This is a genomic window from Faunimonas pinastri (genome assembly GCF_900110915.1).
Taxonomy (GTDB): Bacteria; Pseudomonadota; Alphaproteobacteria; order Rhizobiales; family Afifellaceae; genus Faunimonas; species Faunimonas pinastri.
Genome location: NZ_FOFG01000004.1, coordinates 149962 through 172157 on the forward strand (window position 1 = coordinate 149962; position 22196 = coordinate 172157).

24 protein-coding genes are annotated in these 22196 nt (G+C 65.9%); 1 reads left to right on the forward strand and 23 read right to left on the reverse strand.

The window, feature by feature from the left end; genetic code table 11:
• Window position 1 precedes the first annotated feature (1 nt).
• The 17 genes from BMY25_RS07465 to miaA form a co-directional block, all read right to left on the reverse strand.
• Window positions 2-1066: a glycosyltransferase gene (locus BMY25_RS07465; RefSeq protein ID WP_092496010.1), complete on the reverse strand. Its 1065-nt coding sequence runs from the start codon at window positions 1064-1066 to the stop codon at window positions 2-4.
• The gene (locus BMY25_RS07470; protein WP_092496011.1) at window positions 1063-1908 is read right to left on the reverse strand and encodes a PIG-L deacetylase family protein; all 846 of its coding nucleotides are present in this window, start codon (window positions 1906-1908) and stop codon (window positions 1063-1065) included. The genes BMY25_RS07465 and BMY25_RS07470 overlap by 4 nt, the downstream gene beginning before the upstream one ends.
• A gap of 6 nt (window positions 1909-1914) precedes the next feature.
• Window positions 1915-2826 carry a glycosyl hydrolase gene (locus BMY25_RS07475; protein WP_092496012.1) on the reverse strand — a complete coding sequence of 304 codons (912 nt, stop codon included), beginning with the start codon at window positions 2824-2826 and terminating at the stop codon, window positions 1915-1917.
• Window positions 2823-3608 (reverse strand): TIGR04290 family methyltransferase, encoded by a 786-nt coding sequence (locus BMY25_RS07480; protein WP_092496013.1) that lies wholly within the window; start codon window positions 3606-3608, stop codon window positions 2823-2825. The genes BMY25_RS07475 and BMY25_RS07480 overlap by 4 nt, the downstream gene beginning before the upstream one ends.
• Before the next feature lie 8 nt (window positions 3609-3616).
• Window positions 3617-4429: a nucleotidyltransferase family protein gene (locus tag BMY25_RS07485; protein WP_092496014.1), complete on the reverse strand. Its 813-nt coding sequence runs from the start codon at window positions 4427-4429 to the stop codon at window positions 3617-3619.
• An 18-nt stretch (window positions 4430-4447) separates the two neighbouring features.
• Window positions 4448-5557, reverse strand: coding sequence for a CgeB family protein (locus BMY25_RS07490; protein ID WP_092496141.1), 1110 nt, complete (start codon window positions 5555-5557; stop codon window positions 4448-4450).
• A 13-nt stretch (window positions 5558-5570) separates the two neighbouring features.
• Entirely contained in the window at window positions 5571-6164 is a 594-nt protein-coding gene (locus tag BMY25_RS07495) for a histidine phosphatase family protein (protein ID WP_092496015.1), read from the reverse strand.
• Window positions 6165-6177: 13 nt separating this feature from the next.
• Window positions 6178-7257: an inositol-3-phosphate synthase gene (locus BMY25_RS07500; RefSeq protein WP_092496016.1), complete on the reverse strand. Its 1080-nt coding sequence runs from the start codon at window positions 7255-7257 to the stop codon at window positions 6178-6180.
• Window positions 7258-7554: 297 nt separating this feature from the next.
• Complete coding sequence (locus BMY25_RS07505) at window positions 7555-8292, reverse strand: phosphatase PAP2 family protein (protein ID WP_092496017.1); 738 nt, start codon at window positions 8290-8292, stop codon at window positions 7555-7557.
• Window positions 8293-8397: 105 nt separating this feature from the next.
• Entirely contained in the window at window positions 8398-9312 is a 915-nt protein-coding gene (locus BMY25_RS07510; protein ID WP_238858211.1) for a hypothetical protein, read from the reverse strand.
• A 177-nt stretch (window positions 9313-9489) separates the two neighbouring features.
• On the reverse strand, window positions 9490-10602 hold the full coding sequence (locus tag BMY25_RS07515) for an ATP-dependent DNA helicase (RefSeq protein WP_092496018.1): 1113 nt from the start codon (window positions 10600-10602) through the stop codon (window positions 9490-9492).
• 102 nt (window positions 10603-10704) lie between these two features.
• Window positions 10705-11280: an acetolactate synthase small subunit gene (gene ilvN / locus BMY25_RS07520; protein ID WP_092496019.1), complete on the reverse strand. Its 576-nt coding sequence runs from the start codon at window positions 11278-11280 to the stop codon at window positions 10705-10707.
• Complete coding sequence (locus BMY25_RS07525) at window positions 11273-11845, reverse strand: YqhA family protein (protein WP_092496020.1); 573 nt, start codon at window positions 11843-11845, stop codon at window positions 11273-11275. The genes ilvN and BMY25_RS07525 overlap by 8 nt, the downstream gene beginning before the upstream one ends.
• A gap of 83 nt (window positions 11846-11928) precedes the next feature.
• Window positions 11929-13701, reverse strand: coding sequence for an acetolactate synthase 3 large subunit (locus BMY25_RS07530; protein ID WP_092496021.1), 1773 nt, complete (start codon window positions 13699-13701; stop codon window positions 11929-11931).
• A 214-nt stretch (window positions 13702-13915) separates the two neighbouring features.
• Window positions 13916-14467 (reverse strand): DUF1003 domain-containing protein, encoded by a 552-nt coding sequence (locus tag BMY25_RS07535; protein ID WP_092496022.1) that lies wholly within the window; start codon window positions 14465-14467, stop codon window positions 13916-13918.
• 104 nt (window positions 14468-14571) lie between these two features.
• Window positions 14572-15063, reverse strand: a complete 492-nt coding sequence (locus BMY25_RS07540; protein ID WP_238858212.1) for a GNAT family N-acetyltransferase — start codon at window positions 15061-15063, stop codon at window positions 14572-14574.
• The gene (miaA, locus tag BMY25_RS07545; RefSeq protein WP_092496023.1) at window positions 15056-15973 is read right to left on the reverse strand and encodes a tRNA (adenosine(37)-N6)-dimethylallyltransferase MiaA; all 918 of its coding nucleotides are present in this window, start codon (window positions 15971-15973) and stop codon (window positions 15056-15058) included. Before miaA ends, BMY25_RS07540 begins: the two co-directional genes overlap by 8 nt.
• Here miaA and serB point away from each other — a divergent pair.
• Window positions 15972-16871 carry a phosphoserine phosphatase SerB gene (gene serB, locus BMY25_RS07550; protein WP_092496024.1) on the forward strand — a complete coding sequence of 300 codons (900 nt, stop codon included), beginning with the start codon at window positions 15972-15974 and terminating at the stop codon, window positions 16869-16871. The genes miaA and serB overlap by 2 nt on opposite strands.
• A 21-nt stretch (window positions 16872-16892) precedes the next feature.
• Here serB and BMY25_RS07555 read toward each other — a convergent pair whose 3' ends face one another.
• The 6 genes from BMY25_RS07555 to BMY25_RS07580 all read right to left on the reverse strand — a co-directional run bounded on the left by BMY25_RS07555 (window position 16893) and on the right by BMY25_RS07580 (window position 22187).
• Window positions 16893-18371 carry a Do family serine endopeptidase gene (locus BMY25_RS07555; protein WP_238858213.1) on the reverse strand — a complete coding sequence of 493 codons (1479 nt, stop codon included), beginning with the start codon at window positions 18369-18371 and terminating at the stop codon, window positions 16893-16895.
• A gap of 121 nt (window positions 18372-18492) precedes the next feature.
• Window positions 18493-18678, reverse strand: coding sequence for a DUF2065 domain-containing protein (locus BMY25_RS07560; RefSeq protein WP_092496026.1), 186 nt, complete (start codon window positions 18676-18678; stop codon window positions 18493-18495).
• The gene (gene hflC, locus BMY25_RS07565) at window positions 18675-19577 is read right to left on the reverse strand and encodes a protease modulator HflC (RefSeq protein WP_092496027.1); all 903 of its coding nucleotides are present in this window, start codon (window positions 19575-19577) and stop codon (window positions 18675-18677) included. Before hflC ends, BMY25_RS07560 begins: the two co-directional genes overlap by 4 nt.
• Complete coding sequence (gene hflK, locus BMY25_RS07570; RefSeq protein WP_092496028.1) at window positions 19577-20755, reverse strand: FtsH protease activity modulator HflK; 1179 nt, start codon at window positions 20753-20755, stop codon at window positions 19577-19579. The genes hflC and hflK overlap by 1 nt, the downstream gene beginning before the upstream one ends.
• 98 nt (window positions 20756-20853) lie before the next feature.
• Complete coding sequence (locus BMY25_RS07575) at window positions 20854-21396, reverse strand: dihydrofolate reductase (protein ID WP_092496029.1); 543 nt, start codon at window positions 21394-21396, stop codon at window positions 20854-20856.
• A complete protein-coding gene (locus tag BMY25_RS07580) occupies window positions 21393-22187 on the reverse strand; it encodes a thymidylate synthase (protein WP_092496030.1) in 795 nt (264 codons plus the stop codon). The genes BMY25_RS07575 and BMY25_RS07580 overlap by 4 nt, the downstream gene beginning before the upstream one ends.
• Between the last annotated feature and the right edge of the window lie 9 nt (window positions 22188-22196).

Sequence of the window (22196 nt, forward strand, 5' to 3'; positions counted from 1 at the left end):
CTCACTGCGCGGCGCTCATCGCTCGCCCCGCGCCGAACTCCGCCAGCCGCTGGTAGACCTCGAAATAACGGCCGATCATCTGTTCGTTGGAGAAACGATGCCGTGCCGTCTCCCGGCAGACGCTCGGGCTGAGCTCGGCCGCGGCACGCATGGCCGCAGCCATCTCGTCCAGATCGTCGACGATGAAGCCGGTGCGGCCATGCTCCACCGTTTTCGGCAACGCCCCCTTGCGGAAGGCCACGACGGGCGTGCCGCAGGCGGCCGCCTCGCGCGCGACCAGCGAACTCGTCTCGTCCACCAGCGACGGCACGACCAGACATTGGGCAGCCGTCAGGAGCCGGCGCTTGCGGGCAAAGCCGATGGGGCCGATGAAACGGCGGCGCCGGTCCAGTCGTGGCACGATTTCCTCGGTGAAATAGCGCTCGTGCTCGGCATAGGGAAAGACCTCGCCGGCGATCAGCAGCGACATGTCCGCCTGCCGGGCCGCATCGATCGCGAGATGCAGGCCCTTCTCCGGGCAGACGCGGCCAAGCACCAGGGCAAAGCCGCGCTTGGCGTGCCACGCCGTGAGTGCCTCCACGGGGACGCCGTTCTCGATGGGATCCAGGAGGCTCACTGCCGCGGTACAATCGTCATGCTGGGCATGGCTGACGCAATGCAGCCAGGTATCCGGCCGATCCGGCGTCAGTGAGCCCTCCGGATACCATGAGATCGGCAGGTGCAAGGTCGCGAGCACCGGCAGGCCCGCCGGCGGCAGATAACCCCAGAAGTCCAGACCGTGCATATGGATGACGTCGACGGGGAAGCGGTCGAGTGCCTCGGCGATGGCGGCACGGTGGGCGGGCCAGCACGCCTCGCGCACCTCGTTGCTGAGCGGCCCTTGGCGCCGGGGCACCGACACCAGCGTTCCCGCGACTTCAGAGCCGTCCACCGCCACGACGATCGAGCGATGGCCCGCCGCGACCAGCGCTTCGTCCAGCGCGTGCAACACCTGTTCGGAACCGCCGACAGCATCGGGTCCGACGGGCGCCAGGGGATAGGCGACGCTGAGGACGGTGAGGCTCATGCGGTGCGCACCAGCCCGAGCTCCCGCTCCGCCTCGGCGACGCGCTGGAGCCAGAGGTCGCCGGTCAGGCCCCAGTCGTACATCTCATAGAGCAGGTTGCCGCCGTTCGGCAGCCGGGCGAAGTCGATCTCGCCCGCCGGGCGGAACCGCTCCACATCCAGCTTGAAGAGCCTCAGAACCTCTTCCTGCGTGACATGCGCCGCCATCATCTGGAGCTTGCGCGCTCTCTGCCCGGCATCGAGGACAATGGACGTTTCCGGCGCGGCGGGCTCCGGCAGGAAGGTCTGCGTCACCCAGCCATCCGGTCCCCGATGATAGAACGGCATTTCGATCACCGCCGGCGCCCTGCCCTCGCCGGCGAGAAGCTTGCAGGCTGCCGCCACGGCAAAGGCCGTCGCCTCATGATCGGCGTGCCCGCCTTCGAAGGCATGGGTGAGCACGACGTCGCTCTCGGCAAGCACCCCGGTCAGCTGGCGCGCGATGAGCGTCAGGTTCGCGGACGCCTGCTGGTCGGGGACACCGAGGCAGACGAGTTGCTGCGGCACGATCCCGACGACCCCGGCGGCATGCTCCAGTTCCGCCCGGCGCGCGGCTGCATAATCGGCGGGCGACGCGAAGCCCTGCACCTTCGCATCGGCCCCGTTCCGGGGTGCCCCATCCGTGACGTGGACGATCTTCGGCGAGGGGAAGCGGGAAAGTTGTCCGCCGCAACCGATCGTCTCGTCGTCGGGATGCGCCACGACGACCACGACCCTGAATGGAATGTCGGCGGCAGGATCGACTAGCGCCCGGAGGAATTTTTTACCGTCCACCTGCCCTGTCCGGAGATCCGCCGCCGACATGATGTCTTACTCCGCTGCTTCCGAAACGCGGTTGGAGCCGTAGCGCGCGATCATGGAGGCGCAGAACTCGGCGAATTCCTCCTTCACCTGCGGCGGGCTCGTATGGTGCGGGGAGATGCCACGATGCTCCGGCGTGAAGCAGAAGGTGACCGTCACGTCGAAGTCGGCCAGCGCTTCCATCTGCCGGTCGAACCAGCGCAGCGCGTCCGGGCGATAGGAATCGGCCCAGGAAAGGCCGGTGCGCAAATATTTCACACCGAGCCGCTTCATCCAGGCGACGCCCTCGTCAAGGCGCGGGTCCTCGAAGTGGAACCACTGGCAGAGCCCCATGTCCGGCGTATGCTGCGCAAACGCTTCCAGCGAAGGCTTCGGCGTGCCGTCCTCGCGGATCAGGCCCATGTAGAAATGCCGGTAATAGGACGAGCCTTCGGCCTCCTTGTGCCGCGTGGTCGCGCCCCAGGCCTGCGGCAGGTCGAAGAGGCTGTACCACTGGATACGGTCCACCTTGCCGACCAGCAGTTCGGCCGTGCGGTTGACACCCCAGGCCTGCACCTCTTCGGCGCCGAAGGATGATACGCCGACCTCCGTCACCCAGATCGGCTTGTCGGTGACCGCGCGCATCTCGTCGATCTTGTCCGGCCATTCCTTGATCTGCCACAGGTTCCAGTCGAGCGGGAAACCGTGCACCGCGACCACGTCGATATGGTCGAGCAGGCCGTAATTCTGCATCCGCTGGATGAAGAAGGGATCGATCGGTGAAATACCGCCGAGAACGCGGGGAATGTTGGCGTTCTCCGCCCGGATCGCCTGCGCGGCAATCGTCATGGTCTCGGCGAACATCGACCAGTCCGGATCGATCTCCGGGTCCCAGTGCGACTTGTTGTTCGGCTCGTTCCAGAGCATCGCCGCTTCGATCATTTCGACGCTCCTTCAGCCGGCCCCTTCACCGGATAGACCGGGCCGGACCACGGCGGCGGCTCCACGTCGCGGTGACGGCAGAGGTAGACCTCCTCCTCCGGGTGGGAGACGATCTCGAAGCCGGCGCTGCGGAGCATCGCCTCGGTCGCGGCCGCGTTCGGCGCCCACCAGTTCGTGGGATCGTGCGAATATTCGTGTTCGATGAAGTGCAGCTTGGGATAGCCGGGGCTGTCGAAATGATCGGCCTGGAAGAAATCGTAGTCCGCCTGGACCGGATCGACCTGGTTGGAACCGCGCTGCATCGACTGGAACAGCATGAGATCCCGGGTGACGTGCTCGTGGATGAGGTCCAGCGCCAGCAGCGGGTGGCGCAGGTGATAGAGCACGCCCATGAAGATCACCACGTCGAAGCGCTCGCCCAGCGAGGCGACGTCATAGACGGAGAGCTTCTCGAATTCGATATCGCAGCCCAGCACTTCGGCCGCGAAGCGCGCCTGCGCCAGATAGTCGTCGTCGAAGTCGATGCCGAGCACCCGCTCCGCGCCGCGTCGCTTCATCTCGATGGAATAGAAGCCGCCGTTGCAGCCGATATCGAGAACCGTCTTGCCCGTCAGGTCCTTCGGAATGGCATCGGCGAAGTTGCGGAACTTCACGTTCGGGTAATCGCCCAGGAAATGCTCCGGGGCCGTGCGAACGCCGCGCAGGTCCAGGTTGTGGAACCAGGGGCCGAGGGCCTCCGCCTTGCGACGGATGTCCTCCGCACTCAACGTCATTTCGTTCATCGTGTCTCCTAGACCCTTTGCTGGGTCAGATAACTGAAGGCGCGCCCGGTTGGCCAGCCGATGGCGACCCGGGCGCCCCCGCCCCCTTCCTGCGCCCCGGCGGCCTCGCTCAACAGGCCGATGGCGCTGCGATAGCCATGCAGCGTGCCGACGTCGACGTAGGATTGTCCCGCCTTCACCCCGCAGGCTTCCCCGCCGGCGGCGAGATAGGCGTTGACCAGCGTGCCCACATATTCGTCCCGGCACTCACGCTCCAGCCAAAGCTGCCGGAGCTCTTCCAGCACGCGGCCCGGCATCTTGAACGCCCCCCAGATCCACCGCGAAGCGGGTTCAGACTGCTTCACCTGAATTTCGCAGACACGGTTTTCCGCATCAAGCACCACGGCGTCGAAGACTTCCGGATGCTCCACCGGAAAAAGCAGGAAGGACAGCTTGTCGTCCGGCAGTTCGGCCAGCGCCCGCTCGGGAAACCATACCGTGTCGGGCAATCCGACGATCACGCATTCGTCCCGGCCCATCAATGGCGACGCGCTGAAGATCGCGTCGCAAAGCCCGCTCGGCTGCGGCTGCACGACATAGGCGATCGCCGCATGCCCGTAGCTGCCGCCATAATATTCCATGATGTCGGATTTGCCGGGCGAAATGACGAAGCAGATCTTGTCCGCGCCGCCGTGGATCATCCGTTCCACGAGATATTCGGAAACCGCGCAGGGCCGCTCGATCCCGCAATCGAGACGACTGCCAACCGGCAACAGCTCCTTGGAGAAGGCGAGCGGCTGGATGCGACTGCCTCGGCCAGCGGCCGGAACGATACCCCACATCAGCGAAACCCCTCCCGGTTACGGAGCCATGTCGAGCGTCAATGCCTGTTCCTCGCCGGCGGGACCGCCGGCCGCTTCATCAAAGAGCGCCAACATCTCTTCAGCGCGCTTCTCTGAAGTATGTTCCGTCAAAACCCGCTCGCGCGCACGATTTGCGATGCGCTTCAGTTCGTCGTCGCCAAGATCGAGTGCGGCGATCGTGTCGTCCCGCGTGCGGCAGACCAGAATGTCGCGGCCGGGCTGGAAGAACGCGTCGAGCCCTTCCCACCAGTCCGAAAGCATGGGCACGCCACACGCGGCCGCTTCGAACAGCCGACCGGACGGGCACCAGCCCATCCCGGCCATGGCCGAACGCGTGACGTTGAGCGTCAACCGAGACGAGGAGAAGAAGGCCGGATGCTCGGGGGGCGGCAGGTGGCGGACAAAATAGATGTTCTTCGACCAGGGGAAGCTCTGCGGATACTGAGCGCCGCCGATCAGGAAGCGCTGCTCCGGCCGCGCCCGCGCCGGCTCGATGAAGAGCTCCACCAGTGCCTGCTGGCGGTCTTCCGAATAGGTCCCGAGATAGGAAAGGTCGTTGGCATAGGGTCCGACCGGCTGAACGGGATGGTGGATATCGGGGTCCACATGCCCATAGAGCGGCGCGACGCGACCGGCGCCGAGAAGCGACTTCAGCTGCTCCAGCGCATCGCCGCCGGTATAGCTGAGGACGAGGTCGAAGCCGGTCAGGCCGTGTGGACCGAGATAGGCGACCCCTTCTCCGGCTTTCAGGCGCGACAGGGTAACCGGCGTGTCGAGATCGTAGAAGACACGCAGTGCGCGGCCGGCGAGCACGATGTCCGTCGCGGGAAGGCCGTCCGGACAATAGGACGTGACCATCGCCACGTCCGCGGACGCGACCTCCCCCTCCGCGCGCGAGCGGATCTCGTCCCAGTCGGAATAGAGCACCAGCTCACCGCCCGGGATTTCGGAAAGGTCGCGGTTCTCGGCGTAATAGGGGACGTCGCGCTCGAAGAAGGTAACGTGGTGACCGGCTTTTGCCAGCGCCCGGATCAGGCCGCGCCAGAGGGTGGCGTGTCCGTTGCCCCAGGACGAGCTGACGGTAAGGCCGAACACCACGATCTTCATGCTGGCCGACACCTCATCCCGGAACCTCGTTGATATTCAGGACGCGGCCGCCCCACGGGCCCACCGCGATCCGGCTGATCGAGGCGGGGCTCACGTCGAACCTGAGGATGCAATCGAGCGAAAGCCCGAGATAATGCGCCAGCGCGGCCTTGATCACGTCGCCATGGCTGACCAGAACGACGTTCCCGTCCGCATGTTCCTGCTGGATGGCATCGATCACGGCGACGATGCGGCCCTGGACCTCCGCCATGCTTTCGCCGCCCGGAACGCGGGCTTCGCCGCGCATCTCGTTCCAGCGCGCCCAGCGCGGATCGGCTTCCAGTTCCGCGAAGCTCCGCCCGGTCCACTCGCCGAAATCGATCTCGGCCAGCCCGTCGCGGACCGATGCGGGACAGCCCGTCGCCACGGCGATGGACCCGGCCGTTTCCACCGCCCGCTGCACGGGGCTCGTCAGCACCGCCCGCACGCTTTCGCGCGAAAGGGCGGCCCCGGTGCGGCCCGCCTGCTCGCGACCCTCCCCGCTCAGCCCGACCCCCGGCATCCGGCCGACCAGCATGCGCGAGAGCCTGTCGTGGGTGGCGTGGCGGACGAGGAGGATCGTGGTCATCGTCGACCCTTCGCTAGTCGCGACCGAAGATGAACCGCTCGGTGCGCTCGCGCGCTTCCGCATCGGTGAACTGCTCCGGCGGCGACTTCATGAAGTAGCTGGAGGGGCCGATCAGCGCGCCGCCTTCCTTGCGGTCCAGCGCCACCTTGGCGCAACGCACGGCGTCGATGACCACGCCGGCCGAGTTGGGCGAATCCCAGACCTCCAGCTTCAGTTCGAGGTTCAGCGGGACGTTGCCGAACGTCGTGCCTTCCAGCCGGATGAAGGCGAACTTGCGATCCGTCAGCCACGGCACGTAGTCGCTCGGGCCGACATGCACGTCGCCGGCCGGCAGGGGCACATCGAGCTGGCTCGTCACGGCCTGCGTCTTGGAGATCTTCTTGGATTCCAGACGCTCGCGTTCCAGCATGTTCTGGAAGTCGCTGTTGCCGCCGACATTCAGCTGATAGGTGCGATCGAGCCGCACGCCGCGCTCGCGGAAAAGGTTGGCGAGCACGCGGTGGACGATCGTGGCGCCCACCTGGCTCTTGATGTCGTCGCCGACGAGCGGCAGCGAGCGCTCCTCGAAACGCTTCCGCCATTCCGGGTTGGACGCGATGAAGACGGGCACGCAGTTGACGAAGGCGCAGCCGGCTTCCAGCGCCTTTTCAGCGTAATATTCGGTGGCGCGCTGCGAGCCGACCGGCAGGTAGGAAATCAGAACATCCGTTCCGCTCTCCCGCAGGATCCGGACCACATCGTCGGCCTCGCCCTCGGCCTCCTCGATCTCTTCGCGCAGATACTTGCCGAGGCCGTCCAGCGTTTCTCCGCGATGCACGCGCACGCCGGTTGGCGCCACCTTGGCAAAGTTCTGCGTGTTGTTCGGCCCGGCGAGGATCGCATCCGCGACATCCTGCCCGACCTTGGCGGCATTGATATCGAAAGCGGCGGAAACCTCGATGTCGCCGATACGGTAGCCCCCGAGTTCCGGGTGCATCAGCCCGGGAATCGGCTCGTTGGATTCGGCATCGGCGTAGAAGGTCAGCCCCTGGACGAAGGAGGATGCGCAGTTTCCGACACCAATGATGCCGACACGCAGTTTGTTAGATTTCAATGGTCCAGCTCCATGACACGGTCAGCTTTCTGTGACCGCATCCGGGACATCAGGCAACAGCGGGAGTTCTGGAGAACTTGCGCTCCGACCAGTTCCGCTCGTCGCCGGGCTTGCCCGGATAGGTGGACATCGCTCACTCGGTTGCAACAAACGGTGTGAGATTAGCCTTTGTTCCCCGCCGTGCCTATGCGCGCGTCGGCTTTCCACGATGCGGCATCCGAAAGATCCGCCACCCGTCCGAAAGGCGATGCTTGTTCCCGAACCCGTGATCGAAGGACGGAGACGAGGGTCCGCTCATCAGGCGCCGGGTTCGTCAGGCTCCACTTGTCCGCGCCGCTGCAGCCAGCCCGCCACCAGCCAGCAGATCAGCGCCCACGCCGAGCCGATGGCCCATCCCGCCAGCACGTCGGTCGGCCAGTGCACGCCGAGATAGAGCCGACTGAAGCCGATCAGCAGCGTCAACCCGATGGAGGCGGCGATCAGGAAGATCCTCACCCGCCGCCGTGATTCCATCTGCGCCACCAGCGCGCCAAGCGTCAGGTAGGTGACGGCGGACAACATCGCGTGACTGCTCGGAAAGCTGAACGAGTTCACGTGAACGAGATGCGGCACCACGTCGGGCCGCGGCCTCTGGATGTCGAACTTGAGAAAGGCCGAAAGCAACGCTCCGCCGGCGATCGCGACCAGGACCAGCAATGTCGCGGCACGCTTCCCGCTGACCAGGAGGTAAAGGCACACAAGCCCGGTAATCAGCGCGAGAACCGCATTGCTGCCGAGGCTCGTGATGTCGTGGAGCGCCTTGTGCACCCAGGCCGGGCCGATCGGCTTGGCCAGGTTCTCCGGATGGCGAAGCGCAAGAAGGACAGCCTCGTCGAAAGCGTGGCCTTGCGTTCCCCTGATATCGTTGAGGATCAGTCCGAAGGCGAGCAGGCTCGCCGCGGTCAGGCAGAGAAGGACCAGGACACCGAACTCGACGGGTATCCAGCGCGCCAGACCCGAGGGCCGACCTTGCTCGTTGCGAACTGTGCGCGCCATGACGCCTCCTGTTGCTCCCGTCCCGCGTCGTGCACAATCAAGGCAAATACAAGGACGCCCCGGCATTTCCACCGGGGCGTCCCTCATTACATTCGATTGAGACGGTTAGATCTCGTCGCGGTGGCGACCCCCGAGAGCGGCGGCGGCACTGGCGATGAAGGCACCGATCAGCAGGGCCAGGAACGAGCCCATCGCAGCGGCGGACGCAGCCTTGCGAGCCTCGTCCGCAGCCTTCTTGGCCTTCTCCTTGGCGGCATTCACCTGACCGAGCACATCGTCGACGCGCTTCTGGGCGTCGGGCTGGCTGAGGCCGGTGCGCTGGGCCACGAGCTGGCTCAGATAAGCCTTGTCGGCCGGCGACACTTCACCGTTCGCCGCGCTGTTGGCGAGGATCCGCGTGGTTTCAGCACGGACATCGGCAGCGTTGGCGTTCGGATCGGGGTTCGGTGAACGGAACAGGCTGTCGACGAAGTAACCCGTCGCTTCGCCGGCACCGCTGTTCTGGCCGGCCTGCTGGCCAGCGGCCTGGGTAGCACCCTGCGCCGCACCACCGAGAACGGTGGAGACGGAATGAGCGGCACCGCCGACGATGGACGTCGCGGCAGAAGCCAGGAACACCACGCCGATGACGGTTGCGACCGCCCAGGACAGGAAGCCATGCGCCGTATCGCGGAAGAAGACCTCGTCACCGTGCATGTTGGACCACTTGGTCCGCAGGCGACCCGTGAGGTAGCCACCGAGACCGGAGGAAATCCAGAGCACGAAGACCAGCCACGCCGCGGCGCCTGCCGTGAACGCGCCTGCCGAGGGATTGGAGCCCGAGTAGGGCGAGACCGCCGACAGACCGAAGCCGGAGCCCAGGATCAGCAGGATCAGGGTGACCGCTGCGGCGACGAAGGCACCGCCCAGGACCGCCGACCACGTGACCGCGGAATGGGACGATTCGACCGAGCCGCCGACTTCGACGGGCGAAGTCGCGACCCGGGACCCGATGGGGACCCCAGTGGGGGTAAGTGCCATTTGATCGATCCCGCTCAATGCCAGAAGAGCATGATAAGAAGAATGATCGGGATCGGAATCCCAAGGAACCAAAGAAGAATACCGCGGCCCATTTTAGCCTCCCTTACAAAAACGTGAGCAGAGAACGACCGCGCAGGTTCATGGTTCCTCGCCAGCTAAGTTTTTGTCGGAGGGCGTTCAGCGAACGATGGTGATCTTCTCCGCCGCGCGGGTCACGGCCGTATAAAGCCAGCGCTCCCGCGCCTCCCGGAAGGCAAAACTCTCGTCGAACAGGACAACATTGTCCCATTGCGAACCCTGCGACTTGTGCACGGTCAGCGCATAGCCATAGTCGAATTCGTCGGAATTCTTGCGCAGTTCCCAGGGAACGCTTTCCGGCCCGGTCTCGAACATCGCCTTCTGCACGCGAACCTTGGCAGACGGGCCGAACCGCCCCTCCTCCTCCGATTTCACCACCAGGTTCATCACCGGGCCGGGCTTGTCGCCGACGAACGTCACGCGCCAGAGGCTGCCGTTCAGCAGTCCCTTCTCGGAATTGTTGCGGAGGCAAACGAGCTTGTCGCCGGCCGAGGGAAGCAGGCCGGTGAAATCCTTCAGCTGCCGGATCCGCTGGTTGTAGAGCTGGCGTGTCTTGTTGCGGCCGAGAAGCACCTGGTCGGCCGCCAGCACCTGCTCGCTGTCGATCTCGCGCTTGGAGATCACACGGCTCTCGCCGAACTCGCCGTATTCGAGCCTGCCGCCCTCGCGGATCACCTGCGCCAGCGCGATGATCGGGTTGTCGCGCGCCTGCCGGTGCACCTCCGTCAGCATCACGTCGGGTTCGTGCTCGGTGAAGAAACCGCCACCGGAAACCGGCGGCAACTGGCCGGGATCGCCGAGCACCAGGATCGGCGTGCCATAGGACAGGAGATCGCGGCCGAGTTTCTCGTCCACCATGGAGCATTCGTCGATGACGACGAGCTTGGCCTTGGCGACGGAGCTCTTCCGGTTCAGCGAAAAACTCGGAAGCAGGTCGCCCGATTCCTCCTCCGTGGCCTCGCCACGCGGGCGATAGATCATGGAGTGGATGGTGGAAGCGCCGGCGCAGCCCTTGTTGCGGAGCACCTGCGCGGCCTTGCCGGTGAAGGCCGCGAACAACACGTCGCCGTCCACGCCTTCCGCCAGGATGCGGGCAAGCGTCGTCTTGCCCGTGCCGGCATAGCCGAACAGGCGGAAGATCTGCTGCTCGCCATCCTTGAGCCATTTCGCAACGGCCTTGATGGCATCATCCTGCTGCGGGGAAAATTCCACGGTCGCTTCGGGTCTGTTTCAGGTCGGGAGGAACGGCCGGCGAATCCGGCCACTCACCACCGCATAGCATTCAATCCGCCCGGAACACAACGCGAACGCGCGTCACATCGCTTCCGGGCCGCGGGCGAGCGCAGCCACGCCGGTACGGCAGACCTCGACCAGCCCGACCGGCTTCATCACGGAGATGAAGCGTTCCACCTTGGCGGTCCGCCCGGTGAGCTGGAAAATGAAATGGTCGGAAGTGGCGTCCACCACCTTGGCCTCGAAGGCATCGGCCAGCCGCAACGCCTCCGCGCGGATGTCGCCGGTGCCGGTCACCTTGACCAGCGCCAGTTCCCGCTCCAGCGACGTCTCGTCGTTGCGCTGCAGGGAGAGTTCCGTGAGGTCGTTCACCCGGTGCACCGGCACGAGGCGGCCCAGGTGGTTCTTGATCTGCGTCAGCACCGGACGTGTCGCCGTCGTCACGATGGTGATGCGCGACAGATGGCGGTCGTGCTCGGTTTCGGAGACGGTGAGGCTGTCGATGTTATAGCCCCGGCCGGAGAAGAGCCCGATCACCCGCGCCAGCACGCCCGGCTCGTTGTCGACCAGGATCGACAGCGTATGCCGCTCTTCCGGATCGTGCCTGTCTTCCAGGAAATAGGCCGAGGCCGGCGGGATAAGCGCAGATTCAGACATTGTGTTTCCCCAGGTCGGTCGGTGGCGGCGGCGCGATCTCGCCGGGCCGCTCGCCGCCGCGTGTTTCTTCAAGAGGCGGAATCGGCTCCGCGGCGGGTTCTTCCCCGTGGCCGAGTTCCAGCAGCCGGATCGCAACCGCGATCATCAGGATGGAGCCCGGCAGGACCAGCATGGTCCAGGTGAAATGCCCTTCCGATTCCACCACCACGCGGGCAAAGATGACGATGAGGACGACGACGACGACCTCGGCCAGGATCTCCTTGAGCTGGCCGACACCGTCGATCTTCATCCAGTTGGGCAGGAGGCGCGTCGTCCGCTCCGGCAGGCGGAACACGAAGCCGATGGCGATCCCGTAGGCGAAGATCACCAGGACGACGCCGAACAGGAAAGCATCCACCGCCTCCAGCACGGGGACGGTGACATGCCCCTCCGTTCCGGCCGCCAGCAGATGCCAGGCATGGATGAGGTGCAGGCTGCCCTGATAGAACATCAACAGCGAGCCGATCAGCGCGCCGGCCGACCCGATCAGCATGATCCCGCGAAACCAGAGCAGAACCCGAAGCATCAATCCCCCTCGCCCGCGCGTGCCCGAAAGCGTCCGGTCGGAACTCCGGGCAGGAGCCACCGGCCGGACTTCCAAGCCGCAGTCTAGACCAGCGCCCTGCCGGCCGCGCCGATGGCGTTCGCGACCGCCTCGTCGTTGGCTTCGTCGGCAAGCAGCATCTCGTTATGCGCCTTGCCCGACGGAATCATCGGGAAGCAGTTCTCCAAGCTTGCCACGCGGCAGTCGAAGAGCACAGGCCGGTCGACGGCGATCATCTCGTTGATGGCGCTGTCGAGTTCGCCGGGCGTCTCCGCCCGAATGCCGACGGCGCCATAGGCTTCCGCCAGCTTCACGAAATCGGGCAGCGATTCCGTATAGGAATGCGACAGGCGGTTGCCGTGCAGGAGCTGCTGCCATTGCCGCACCATGCCCATGTACTGGTTGTTCAGGATGAACACCTTGATCGGCAGGTTGTGCTGAACGGCGGTGGAAAGTTCCTGCATGTTCATCAGCACCGAGGCATCGCCGGCGACGCAGACGACCAGGCTACCGGGATGCGCGACCTGCACGCCGACCGCGGAGGGCAGTCCGTAGCCCATCGTGCCGAGACCGCCGGAGGTCATCCACCGGTTCGGCTCGTCGAAGCCGTAATACTGCGCCGTCCACATCTGGTGCTGGCCGACCTCGGTGGTGACGTAGCTGTCGCGTCCGCGCGTGAGCTCATAGAGCCGCTGAACCGCGTATTGCGGCATGATCACGTCGTCGGACTTCTTGTAGGAGAGCGACTTGCGGGCGCGCCACTTCGCGATTTGCGTCCACCAGTCCGCGAGTTCCTGGCGCGGGCGGAGCCCCTCCTCCCGCCAGACGCGCTGGATTTCCGACATGATCTGCCCGGCGTCGCCGACGATCGGCAGATCGACACGGATGTTCTTGTTGATCGACGACGGATCCACGTCGATGTGGATCTTGCGCGAGCCCGGCGAGAAGGCATCGGTGCGGCCGGTGATGCGGTCGTCGAAGCGCGCGCCGACGCAGATGATCAGGTCCGCGTCATGCATCACCATGTTGGCTTCATAGGTGCCGTGCATACCGAGCATGCCCAGCCAGTTGTCGCCGGAAGCCGGATAGGCGCCGAGGCCGGTCAGCGTCGAGGTGACCGGGAATCCCGTCGCGGCGACGAGTTCGCGCAGCAGGCGGCTCGCATCCGGGCCGGCATTGATGACGCCGCCGCCCGTGTAGAAGACCGGCCGCTCGGCTTCGGCCATCATGCGCGCGGCATAGCGGATCGCTTCCGGATCGCCCTGACGCGGCGGCTGGTAGCCGAGATGGCGGCGCGCCTCCACCTGGTTGGGGCCGACATAGGTGCCGATGGCGAATTGCACGTCTTTCGGAACGTCGACGAGAACCGGGCCGGGACGGCCGGTGGTCGCGACATAGAAGGCCTCGTGCAGGATGCGGGCGAGGTCGTTCACGTCGGTGACGAGGAAATTGTGCTTGGTGCAGGCGCGGGTGATGCCGACCGTGTCGGCCTCCTGGAAGGCGTCCGTGCCGATCAGATGCGTCGGGACCTGCCCGGAAATGCAGACCAGCGGGACGGAATCCATCAGCGCGTCGGTCAGCGGCGTCACCATGTTGGTCGCGCCGGGACCGGACGTGACGAGGACGACGCCGGGCTTGCCGGTGGAGCGGGCATAGCCCTCCGCCGCATGGCCCGCGCCCTGCTCGTGCCGGACGAGGACGTGGCGGACCTTATCCTGCTGGAACAGCGCGTCGTAGATCGGCAGTACGGCGCCGCCGGGATAGCCGAAGAGGTGTTCCACCCCCTGATCGGCCAGCGCTCTCAAGACGATTTCCGCGCCCGTCATCTGTTCCGCCATCTTATCCTCCGGTCCAGCGCTTTCCTGTGCGCCGGGTCTTCCGTTTTCTCGAATTCGGCAACAAAAAAGGGCCCCATCGGGACCCTTGAAACGCGCACCAGCTTTCGCGGCGACCCTTAAAAGGCCACCCCGCCGGTGCGCAGACATACGATAAGCTCGAATTTGCTCATGACGAGCTTTCTAGGGCTCTGGCTTGCGCCGGTCAAGCCGCAACTCACTCCGCCGTCTCCTTCTGGTGCGCCTCGATCTCGTCCAGCACCGCTTCGGGCGCCACGTCCTTCTTGATCTCGTTGATTTCGGCGTCATGGCCGGAAACCGGAACCTGAAGATGCTTGGCGATCATTTCCACCAGTTCCGCGAGCTTCGTCAGTTCGTGCTCGGCCAGAAGATTGATCTGCAGGTCGAGATCGGCCCGTCGGTCGGCCGCGGCAGCCATCCGGTTCTGGCTGATCAGCACGAAGGTGGACAGAAAGATCGCTTCCACCGAGGCGATCATCGCCAGCGTCACCAGCGACGGATCGAAGCGGGGGACCTTCGGGATCAGCCCGACATTCACTGAGATCCAGAGCCCGTAAAGGACCAGGTGGACGTAGACGAAGACCATGCTGCCGGCGAAGGCTGTGATCTTCTGCGCCACTTTCTGCTGCGTGGAAGCGGAGGCTGCCTCCCGCTTCCGCCGCCCCTCCAGCGCCTCGATATTGCGCCGCAGCGATTCGCTCAGGGACTCAGGCTTGGGAGGAGATACGGTCGGCGTGTTCGATGACATCGAAGGCTCCACAGCGGGACCGCCGATCCCGCATCAACTCTGGTTATCCAGAAAGCGGTTGGCCACCGATAGGTTTCCTCTCCTGCCCTGCGGCGGAAGGCCCGTCAGAAGATACGCCGCATGTAGCGGGCGTTTTCGTCGTAGCTGGCGAGCTTGGCCCGGAGCTCGGGACGATCCTCGATCCTCAGGCCGTGGCGCTCCCAGAATGGCGCCGAACCATGCACCGCCACCAGTGAGAGGCTTGGGAAGCGTCGACCGGCGCGGTCGATCAGCTCGATCACCGCCTGCGACCCCGCTCCTCCCCGCCGCGCCTCCGGCAGGAGCGCGATGTCGTGGAGATAACAGGTGCCGGGCACCTCCGGCAGGCGATGAAGGAACGTGTCGAGAGCGGGGACCGCGCCGTCGTCCCAGGGATGCGAGATCAGGTAGCCGACGACGACGCCGCTTCGCTCCAGCACGCGGCAACCCTCGGGATAAAGCGCCAGCCGCTCCGTCAGCACCTCCGTTCGCTCGAAAAAGCCCGGATGCACCACGGCCGCGACAGCTTCCACCGCCGCCATGTCATCCGGAAGCATGAGCCGCCAGCTTTCAGGCATCGATCCTCTCCCAATCCGACATCTGGTTCCTGAACCACGTTCCCTGTCGCTTCGCATAGCGGCGCGTCTCCTGCTGGGCCCGCGCGATCGCGTCCGCCGGTTCCATTTCGCCGGCCAGCACGGCGGCGAACTCGCGAACGCCGATAGCCTTCATGGCCGGCAGCTCCGGCGATAGTTCCAGCTTCAAGAGATCGCGCACCTCGTCCAGCGCTCCCGCCGCGACCATTCCCTCGAAGCGCCGGTCGATGCGGCCGTAGAGGACCGGTCGCTCGGGCGAGAGGACCAAGCGGCGAGCCGACCCGGCGGGCAGCAACGGCGCCGATGTTTCCTGCTCCTGCCAGTCGAGCAGCGAGCGGCCGGTCGCGTCCAGAACCTCCAGCGCGCGGACGATACGGGTGGAATCGCCGGGCTTCAGCCTGGAAGCGGTCGCCGGATCGCGTTCCGAGAGCAGCGCATGGAGCTCTTCCGGCCCGCTCTGCTCCAGAGCCTCCAGCCAGCGCCGGCGGATTTCCTGCGCGATCTCGGGAACGGCGGTGAGCCCTTCCGTGAGCGCGCGAAAGTAAAGGCCGGTGCCGCCCACCACGATTGCCAGCGCGCCCTGTGCGCGGGCCTCCGCCAGAACCGGCGCGATATCGCCCAGCCACCGGCCGACGGAATAACGCTCCGACGGCGGCACATGGCCATAGAGGCGATGCGGCACGTCCGCCTCGGCCTCCACGTCCGGACGCGCGGTCAGCACCCGCAGGCCGCCATAGACCTGCATGGAATCGGCGTTGATCACCGCCGCCGCGCGGCCTCTGTCCATGGCGTGGACCGCCAGCGAAGCGGCCGCGGCCGACTTGCCGCTGGCGGTAGGCCCGGCTATCAGCACCGGACGCCCTTCTTCCACCAGATCCGCCGGGAAATTCATGGCCAACGTCCTCAACCTCATTGCCAATCCCGCCCGGTCGCCGATCGGGGATGCCGCCGCCGAACAGGCCCGCCGCGCCGTCGAAGATGCCGGCGGCGCTCCGGCCGGGGCCGACTGGCTTTCCCCCGGCGAAGCGCTGGACCTTCCCTTCTCGGGCGATCCGGCTGCCGTGCTGTCGGCTGCCCGTGCCGCATTCCGCGATATTCCGGTCGACGTCAATGTGGTCGCGGTCGAGAAGCGCCGGAAGCGTCTGCTTCTGGCCGACATGGATTCCACGCTGATCGAGCAGGAATGCATCGACGAACTCGCGGCCGAGATCGGCGTCGGCGAGCGGGTCGCGGCGATCACCGAGCGGGCGATGCGCGGCGAGATCGAGTTCGAGCCGGCGCTCCGGGAGCGGGTGGCGTTGCTGGAGGGGCTCGCCACGGCCGTCACCGACAAGGTACTGGCGGAACGCATCCGCGTGACGCAGGGCGCGCCCGCAGCGGTCGCCACCATGCGCAGACACGGGGCTTATGCGGCCCTGGTTTCCGGTGGGTTCACGGTCTTCGCCGGGCCCATCGCCATGCGGCTCGGCTTCGACGAGTTCCGCGCCAACCAGTTGATCGTCTCCGGCGAGACGTTCGCCGGCCGGGTCAACGAGCCCATTCTCGGGCGCGAGGCCAAGGTGGAAGCGTTGCGCGATCTCGTGGCCCGGCACGGTCTCGACCTGTCCGAGACGCTGGCCGTCGGCGACGGCGCGAACGATCTCGGCATGATCAAGCTCGCCGGTCTCGGCGTGGCGTATCGCGCCAAGCCGGCCGTGCGGGCGGAAGCGGCGGCGGCCATCGAGCACGGCGATCTCACCGGTCTCCTGTTCCTGCAGGGCTATCGCCGCGAGGAATTCGCCGAAGGCTGACCGCGTCGGGTCCGGGCAGGCTTACCTGCCGTTGAGGGCCAGCGTCACGAAGTGAAGCTTCCTGCCGGCGCTGGTGACCAGCAGCAGCGCCGTCTTCCGTCCGGCCTGCCTCAGCTTGCCGACCTTGTCCTGCAGGTCGTCGGGTGAATCCACGGCCGTCTGGTTGATCTCCAGCACGACATCGCCGGGCTGCATCTTATTATCCTCGGCAGTGCTGCCGGACGAAACGGCCGTGACCACGAGGCCCCGCACGTCGGGGGCGACGTTGTACTGCTTGCGGTTTGCCGCCGAGAGCGTTTCCACGGTCATGCCGAGCACCGAGCCGCCTTGCGAATGCGTGCTGGTGCCGCCTTCCGGCTTCGGCTCGTCGCCCTCCTGCGCCAGCAGGATCGGCACGCGCAGCGTCACCGGCTGCCCGTCGCGGATCACCACCACATCCACCACGCGGCCGGCGGGCGTATCGGCCACCAGTCGCGGCAGATCGCGGGAGGTGTTCACGTCCTGCCCGTTGAAGGTGATCACCACGTCTCCCGGACGAAGGCCCGCCTTGGCGGCGGGTCCGCCATCGGAGATGCCGGCCACCAGCGCCCCATGGGGCTTGTCCATGCCGAGGCTTCGGGCGACCTCGTCGCCGACCTCCTGGATGCGGACGCCGATGAAGCCGCGCCGCGCCTGCCCGTATTGCCGGAGCTGCTCGATGACGGGGGCCGCGATTTCGGTCGGGACGGCGAAACCGATACCGATCGAGCCACCGGTCGGTGACACGATGGCCGTGTTGATGCCGATCACCTCGCCCTCCATGTTGAACAGCGGGCCGCCGGAATTGCCGCGATTGATGGCGGCATCCGTCTGGATGAAACTGTCGTAGGGGCCGGCATTGATGTCGCGGTTCAACGCGGAGACGATGCCGGCGGTGAGGCTGCCGCCGAAGCCGAAGGGATTGCCGATCGCCAGCACCCAGTCGCCGATGCGCAGCTTGCCGGAATCGCCGAACTTCACCGCCGTCAGCGGCAGCTTCGGCGTCACCTTCAGGAGCGCCAGATCTGTTTTCGCGTCATGGCCGACCAGCTTCGCCGTGAGCTTCGTGCCGTCGGCGAAGCTGGCGATGATCTCGTCGGCGTTCTCGATGACGTGATTGTTGGTGATGATCAGGCCGGAGGCGTCGATCACAAAACCGGAGCCGAGCGATTCGACCTTCTTGGGCTTGGCGGGATCCTGTCCCTCCTCGCTGTCGCCCTGCCCATCGCTCCGCTCGTCGCCGCCCTGCTCCGAGCCGCCCTCGCCCGACGGGTTGGCGGGGTTGCCGAAGTACTGCTGGAAGGGCGAGCCCTGCGGCACGTCGGGCATGGGAAGACCGCCGGACGGGCTGACCGTGGTGCGTGTGGAGATGTTGACCACCGAGGCCATCAGGCCGGCCGCGAGATCGGCGAAGGACGCGGGCGTGGAACTCGCGACTGCCGGCGTGACGATGCCGGGACCGGCCAGGGCAGCCGCAACCATCGCGATGCGGACAGCCGCCCGAGCCATCCGAGCGAAAGACAAAGGTGCCGGATTCATATCATCCCCCGCGGCTGCGGCCCCGGAACAGTCTCCGGAGCCGCGCGGAAGGCAATATAGGGGCTCAGCCCCGCGCCATCCAGACGATGCCGAAGCCGAGCAGCGCGAAGCTCAGCCCGGCGAGGCGCAACGCGTCACCCTTCGATGCCGCGAGATGCCCGGCCATGCGTCGCATCGCGTTGGGAAAGAGGGCGTAGACGATGCCCTCGATCACCAGGACGAGACCGATCGCGTCGACCGCATCCTTCACTGCGCCGCTCCGGCGGCGGGAGGCGTGGGAGCGCCTCCCGGAGACTTCAGGTAACGGAAGAACTCCGAGTCCGGTGACAGGACCAGCGTTCCGTTACTGCCCTCCAGCGCGGTGCGATAGGCGCCGAGCGAGCGGTAGAAGGCGAAGAAGTCGGGGTCCTTGGCAAAGGCCGTGGCCAGAACCCGGCCCCGCTCCGCGTCGCCCTGACCGCGCAGGATATCGGCGTCGCGCGTGGCGTCGGCCACGGCCACGACAGCCTTGCGGTCCGCTTCCGCCCGAATGCCGGCAGCGCGCTGCGTACCCATGGCGCGGAGCTGGGCGGCTTCCGCCAGTCGCTCCGCCTTCATGCGGTCGAAGGTCTGCTGCGAGACTTCCGGAAGGAGATCCGTGCGCTTGATTCGGACATCGACGATATCGATACCGATGCCGGCCGCTATCGGCCGGATCCTGTCGCGCACTTCCACCATCATCTGCTGGCGTTCCGCCGACAGCGCGTCCTCGAAGCTTCGCTGGCCGTACACGCTGCGCAGCGCCGAGTTCAACTGCGTGCGCAGGTTGTCCTGCGCCTGCGCGAGGTTGCCCGCCATGTTCTCGCGGAACTTGCGGGGGTCGGAGATGCGGAAGGCGAGGAACGCGTCGACGAGATAGCGGCGGCCGTCGCGGACCTGCACGCCCAGATCGTCGATGTCGAAGCTCATCAGCCGCTTGTCGACATAGCTGACGGTTTCCACGAGGCTCGTGGGCACCTTGAAGTAGAGGCCGGGCTTGTCCACCACGCGGCGGATCTCGCCCCAGCGCAGCACCAGCGCCTGCTGGTTGGCATAGACCACGAAGAGCGAGGAATAGGCCAGGAACAGGAGGACGAGAAGGCCGATCAGGCCGGCATAGAAGCGCCGCATCACTGGCCTCCCATGTCGGACGCCGACAGCGTCGGCAGCGCCTGCTGCTGCACCGACGCGACGTCCGATTCGGCCGACCCGGAGGCGGCCGGCGGCGGCGCGATCGAGGCGCGAGCCTGCCCGCTCGCATTCAGCGGCAGATAGGGCAGGATGTTGCCCACGCCCTTGTCGATGATGATCTTGTTGGAGTTCTTCAAGACGTCCTCAAGCGTCTCCAGATAAAGGCGACGGCGGCTGATGTCGGGCGAGGCCTGATAGGAGCCGAGAACGAAGGTGAAACGCTGCGCCTCGCCCTGCCCTTCGGCGATCATCTGGTCCTTGTAGCCGGCGGCCTGGCCGCGGATCTGAGCCGCCTGCGCATTGGCGTCGCCGAGCTTCTTGTTGGCATATTGCTCGGCCTCGCGCTGGTAGCGATCGAGATCCTGCTGGGCGCGCTGCACTTCCTCGAAAGCGTCGGCCACCTGCTCGGGCGGATCGGCCTTTTCAAGCTGCACGCCGATCACGGTGATGCCGGCGCCATAGGTATCGAGCGTGCCCTGCAGCAAGGCGAGAACCTGGCCTTCCACCTCGGCGCGCTTTTCCGTGCGCACATCTTCCGCACGTGCGCGACCGACATATTCGCGCATGGCGCTGTCGGCGATGCGGGTGACGAAATCATCCGCGCCCGCCACGTTGAAAAGGTATTTCTTCGGATCGCTGACGCGCCAGATCACCGTGAAGGTGACATTGACGATATTCTGGTCCGCCGACAACATCAGGCCGGAAGTCTGGCCGCCGCGATCGGTGTTGGAGCCGATGGAGGTGCGGCGCTGGCGAATGGAAACCTTCTCGACCGTCTCGATCGGCCACAGCATGAAATGCGGGCCCGGCTCGGCCACTTCCTGCTTGGGCTTGCCGAAGACGAGTTCCTGGCCGAGCTCGTCCGGCTGCACCGTGTAGATGCATTCCATCAGCCAGACGCCGAGAAGCACGAGAACAACAAGGGCGCCGATCGCGAGATTGCCACGACCGCCCGAAGGCATGAGCGTGCGCAGGCGGTCCTGGCTTTGCCGCAGCAGGTCGTTCAGATCGGGAGGAGAATTGGGACCCCGGGGAGGCTGCTGCGGGCCGGAGCCCCAGGGGCCGCCGCCTTTCCAGCCGTTTCCACCGCCATCACCGGTGTTGTTGTTCCAGGGCATCCCGCCTCCAATGCTTCAAGAGGTCGCATATAGATGAGGGAACCCGCCGTCACAACGCCGCCGATTTGACCCGGCTGGCGATCGGGCTTCGCCGCCGGTCAGCGCAGCCGTTCGTAGACGTGAAGCTCGGCCGTCGCGTCGTCGCCGGGCGACGGGAGAATCGCTTCGCGGCTTACTTCCTTCCACTCGTCCCGGCCGATCTCCGGAAATGTCACCGCCCCGACGGGAGACACGTTCACGCGGGAAAGACAGATACGGTCGGCGCGATCCATGAAGCGGCGGTAGATCTCGCCGCCACCGATGACACAGACTTCCGAAACCCCGGATTTCAGCGCTTCCGCCCGGGCGACCTCCAGCGCTTCGTCGGGATCGCCGGCATGGACGACTCCTTCGGGTAATGCGCCTTGCGAACGGCTGACGACGATGTTCAGCCGCCCCTCCAGAGGCTTCGGCAGGCTCTCGAACGTCTTGCGTCCCATGATGACCGGCTTGCCCATGGTGCGGGCGCGAAACCCCTTCATGTCCTCGCGGACGCGCCACGGAATGCTGTTGTCCGCGCCGATCACATTATTGTTGGCCACGGCAACGACGATGACGACCAGCGGCTCGGGCGCTCGGGCCCCGGAAGCGCTTTCCGTCATACCGCGACCGCCGCCTTGATATGGGGATGCGGATCGTAGGCCTCTATCGTCACGTCATCGTAGACGAAGTCGAAGATCGAGCTTCGCTCGGGGTTGAGCACCAGCTTCGGCAGCGGGCGCGGCGCACGGGAAAGCTGCTCGCGCGCCTGCTCGAAATGGTTGCTGTAGAGATGCGCGTCGCCCAGCGTGTGGATGAAATCGCCGGGCTGGAGGCCCGAGGCCTGCGCCATCATCGCCGTGAGCAACGCATAGGACGCGATGTTGAAGGGTACGCCCAGGAAGATGTCGCCGGAGCGCTGGTAGAGCTGGCAGGACAACCGGCCATCCGACACGTAGAATTGGAACAGGCAGTGGCAGGGCGGCAGCGCCATCTCCGCGATCTCGGCCGGATTCCAGGCCGTGACCACCAGCCGCCGCGAATCGGGGTTGCGGCGGATCTCGTTCTGCACCCAGGCCAGCTGGTCGATGCTCGATCCGTCGGAACTCGGCCACGAGCGCCATTGCTGGCCGTAGACCGGGCCGAGGTCGCCGTTCTCGTCCGCCCAGTCATCCCAGATCCGAACGCCGTTATCCTGCAGGTAACGGACATTGGTGTCGCCGGCGATGAACCAGAGCAGCTCATGCACGATGGAGCGGATGTGCAGCTTCTTGGTCGTCAGCAGGGGGAAACCGTCGGCCAGATCGAATCGCATCTGGTGGCCGAAGACCGAACGGGTGCCCGTGCCCGTGCGGTCGCTCCGGTCGGTGCCCTCATGCAGGACGCGGGAAAGGAGGTCGAGATACTGGCGCATGGTCGGTCC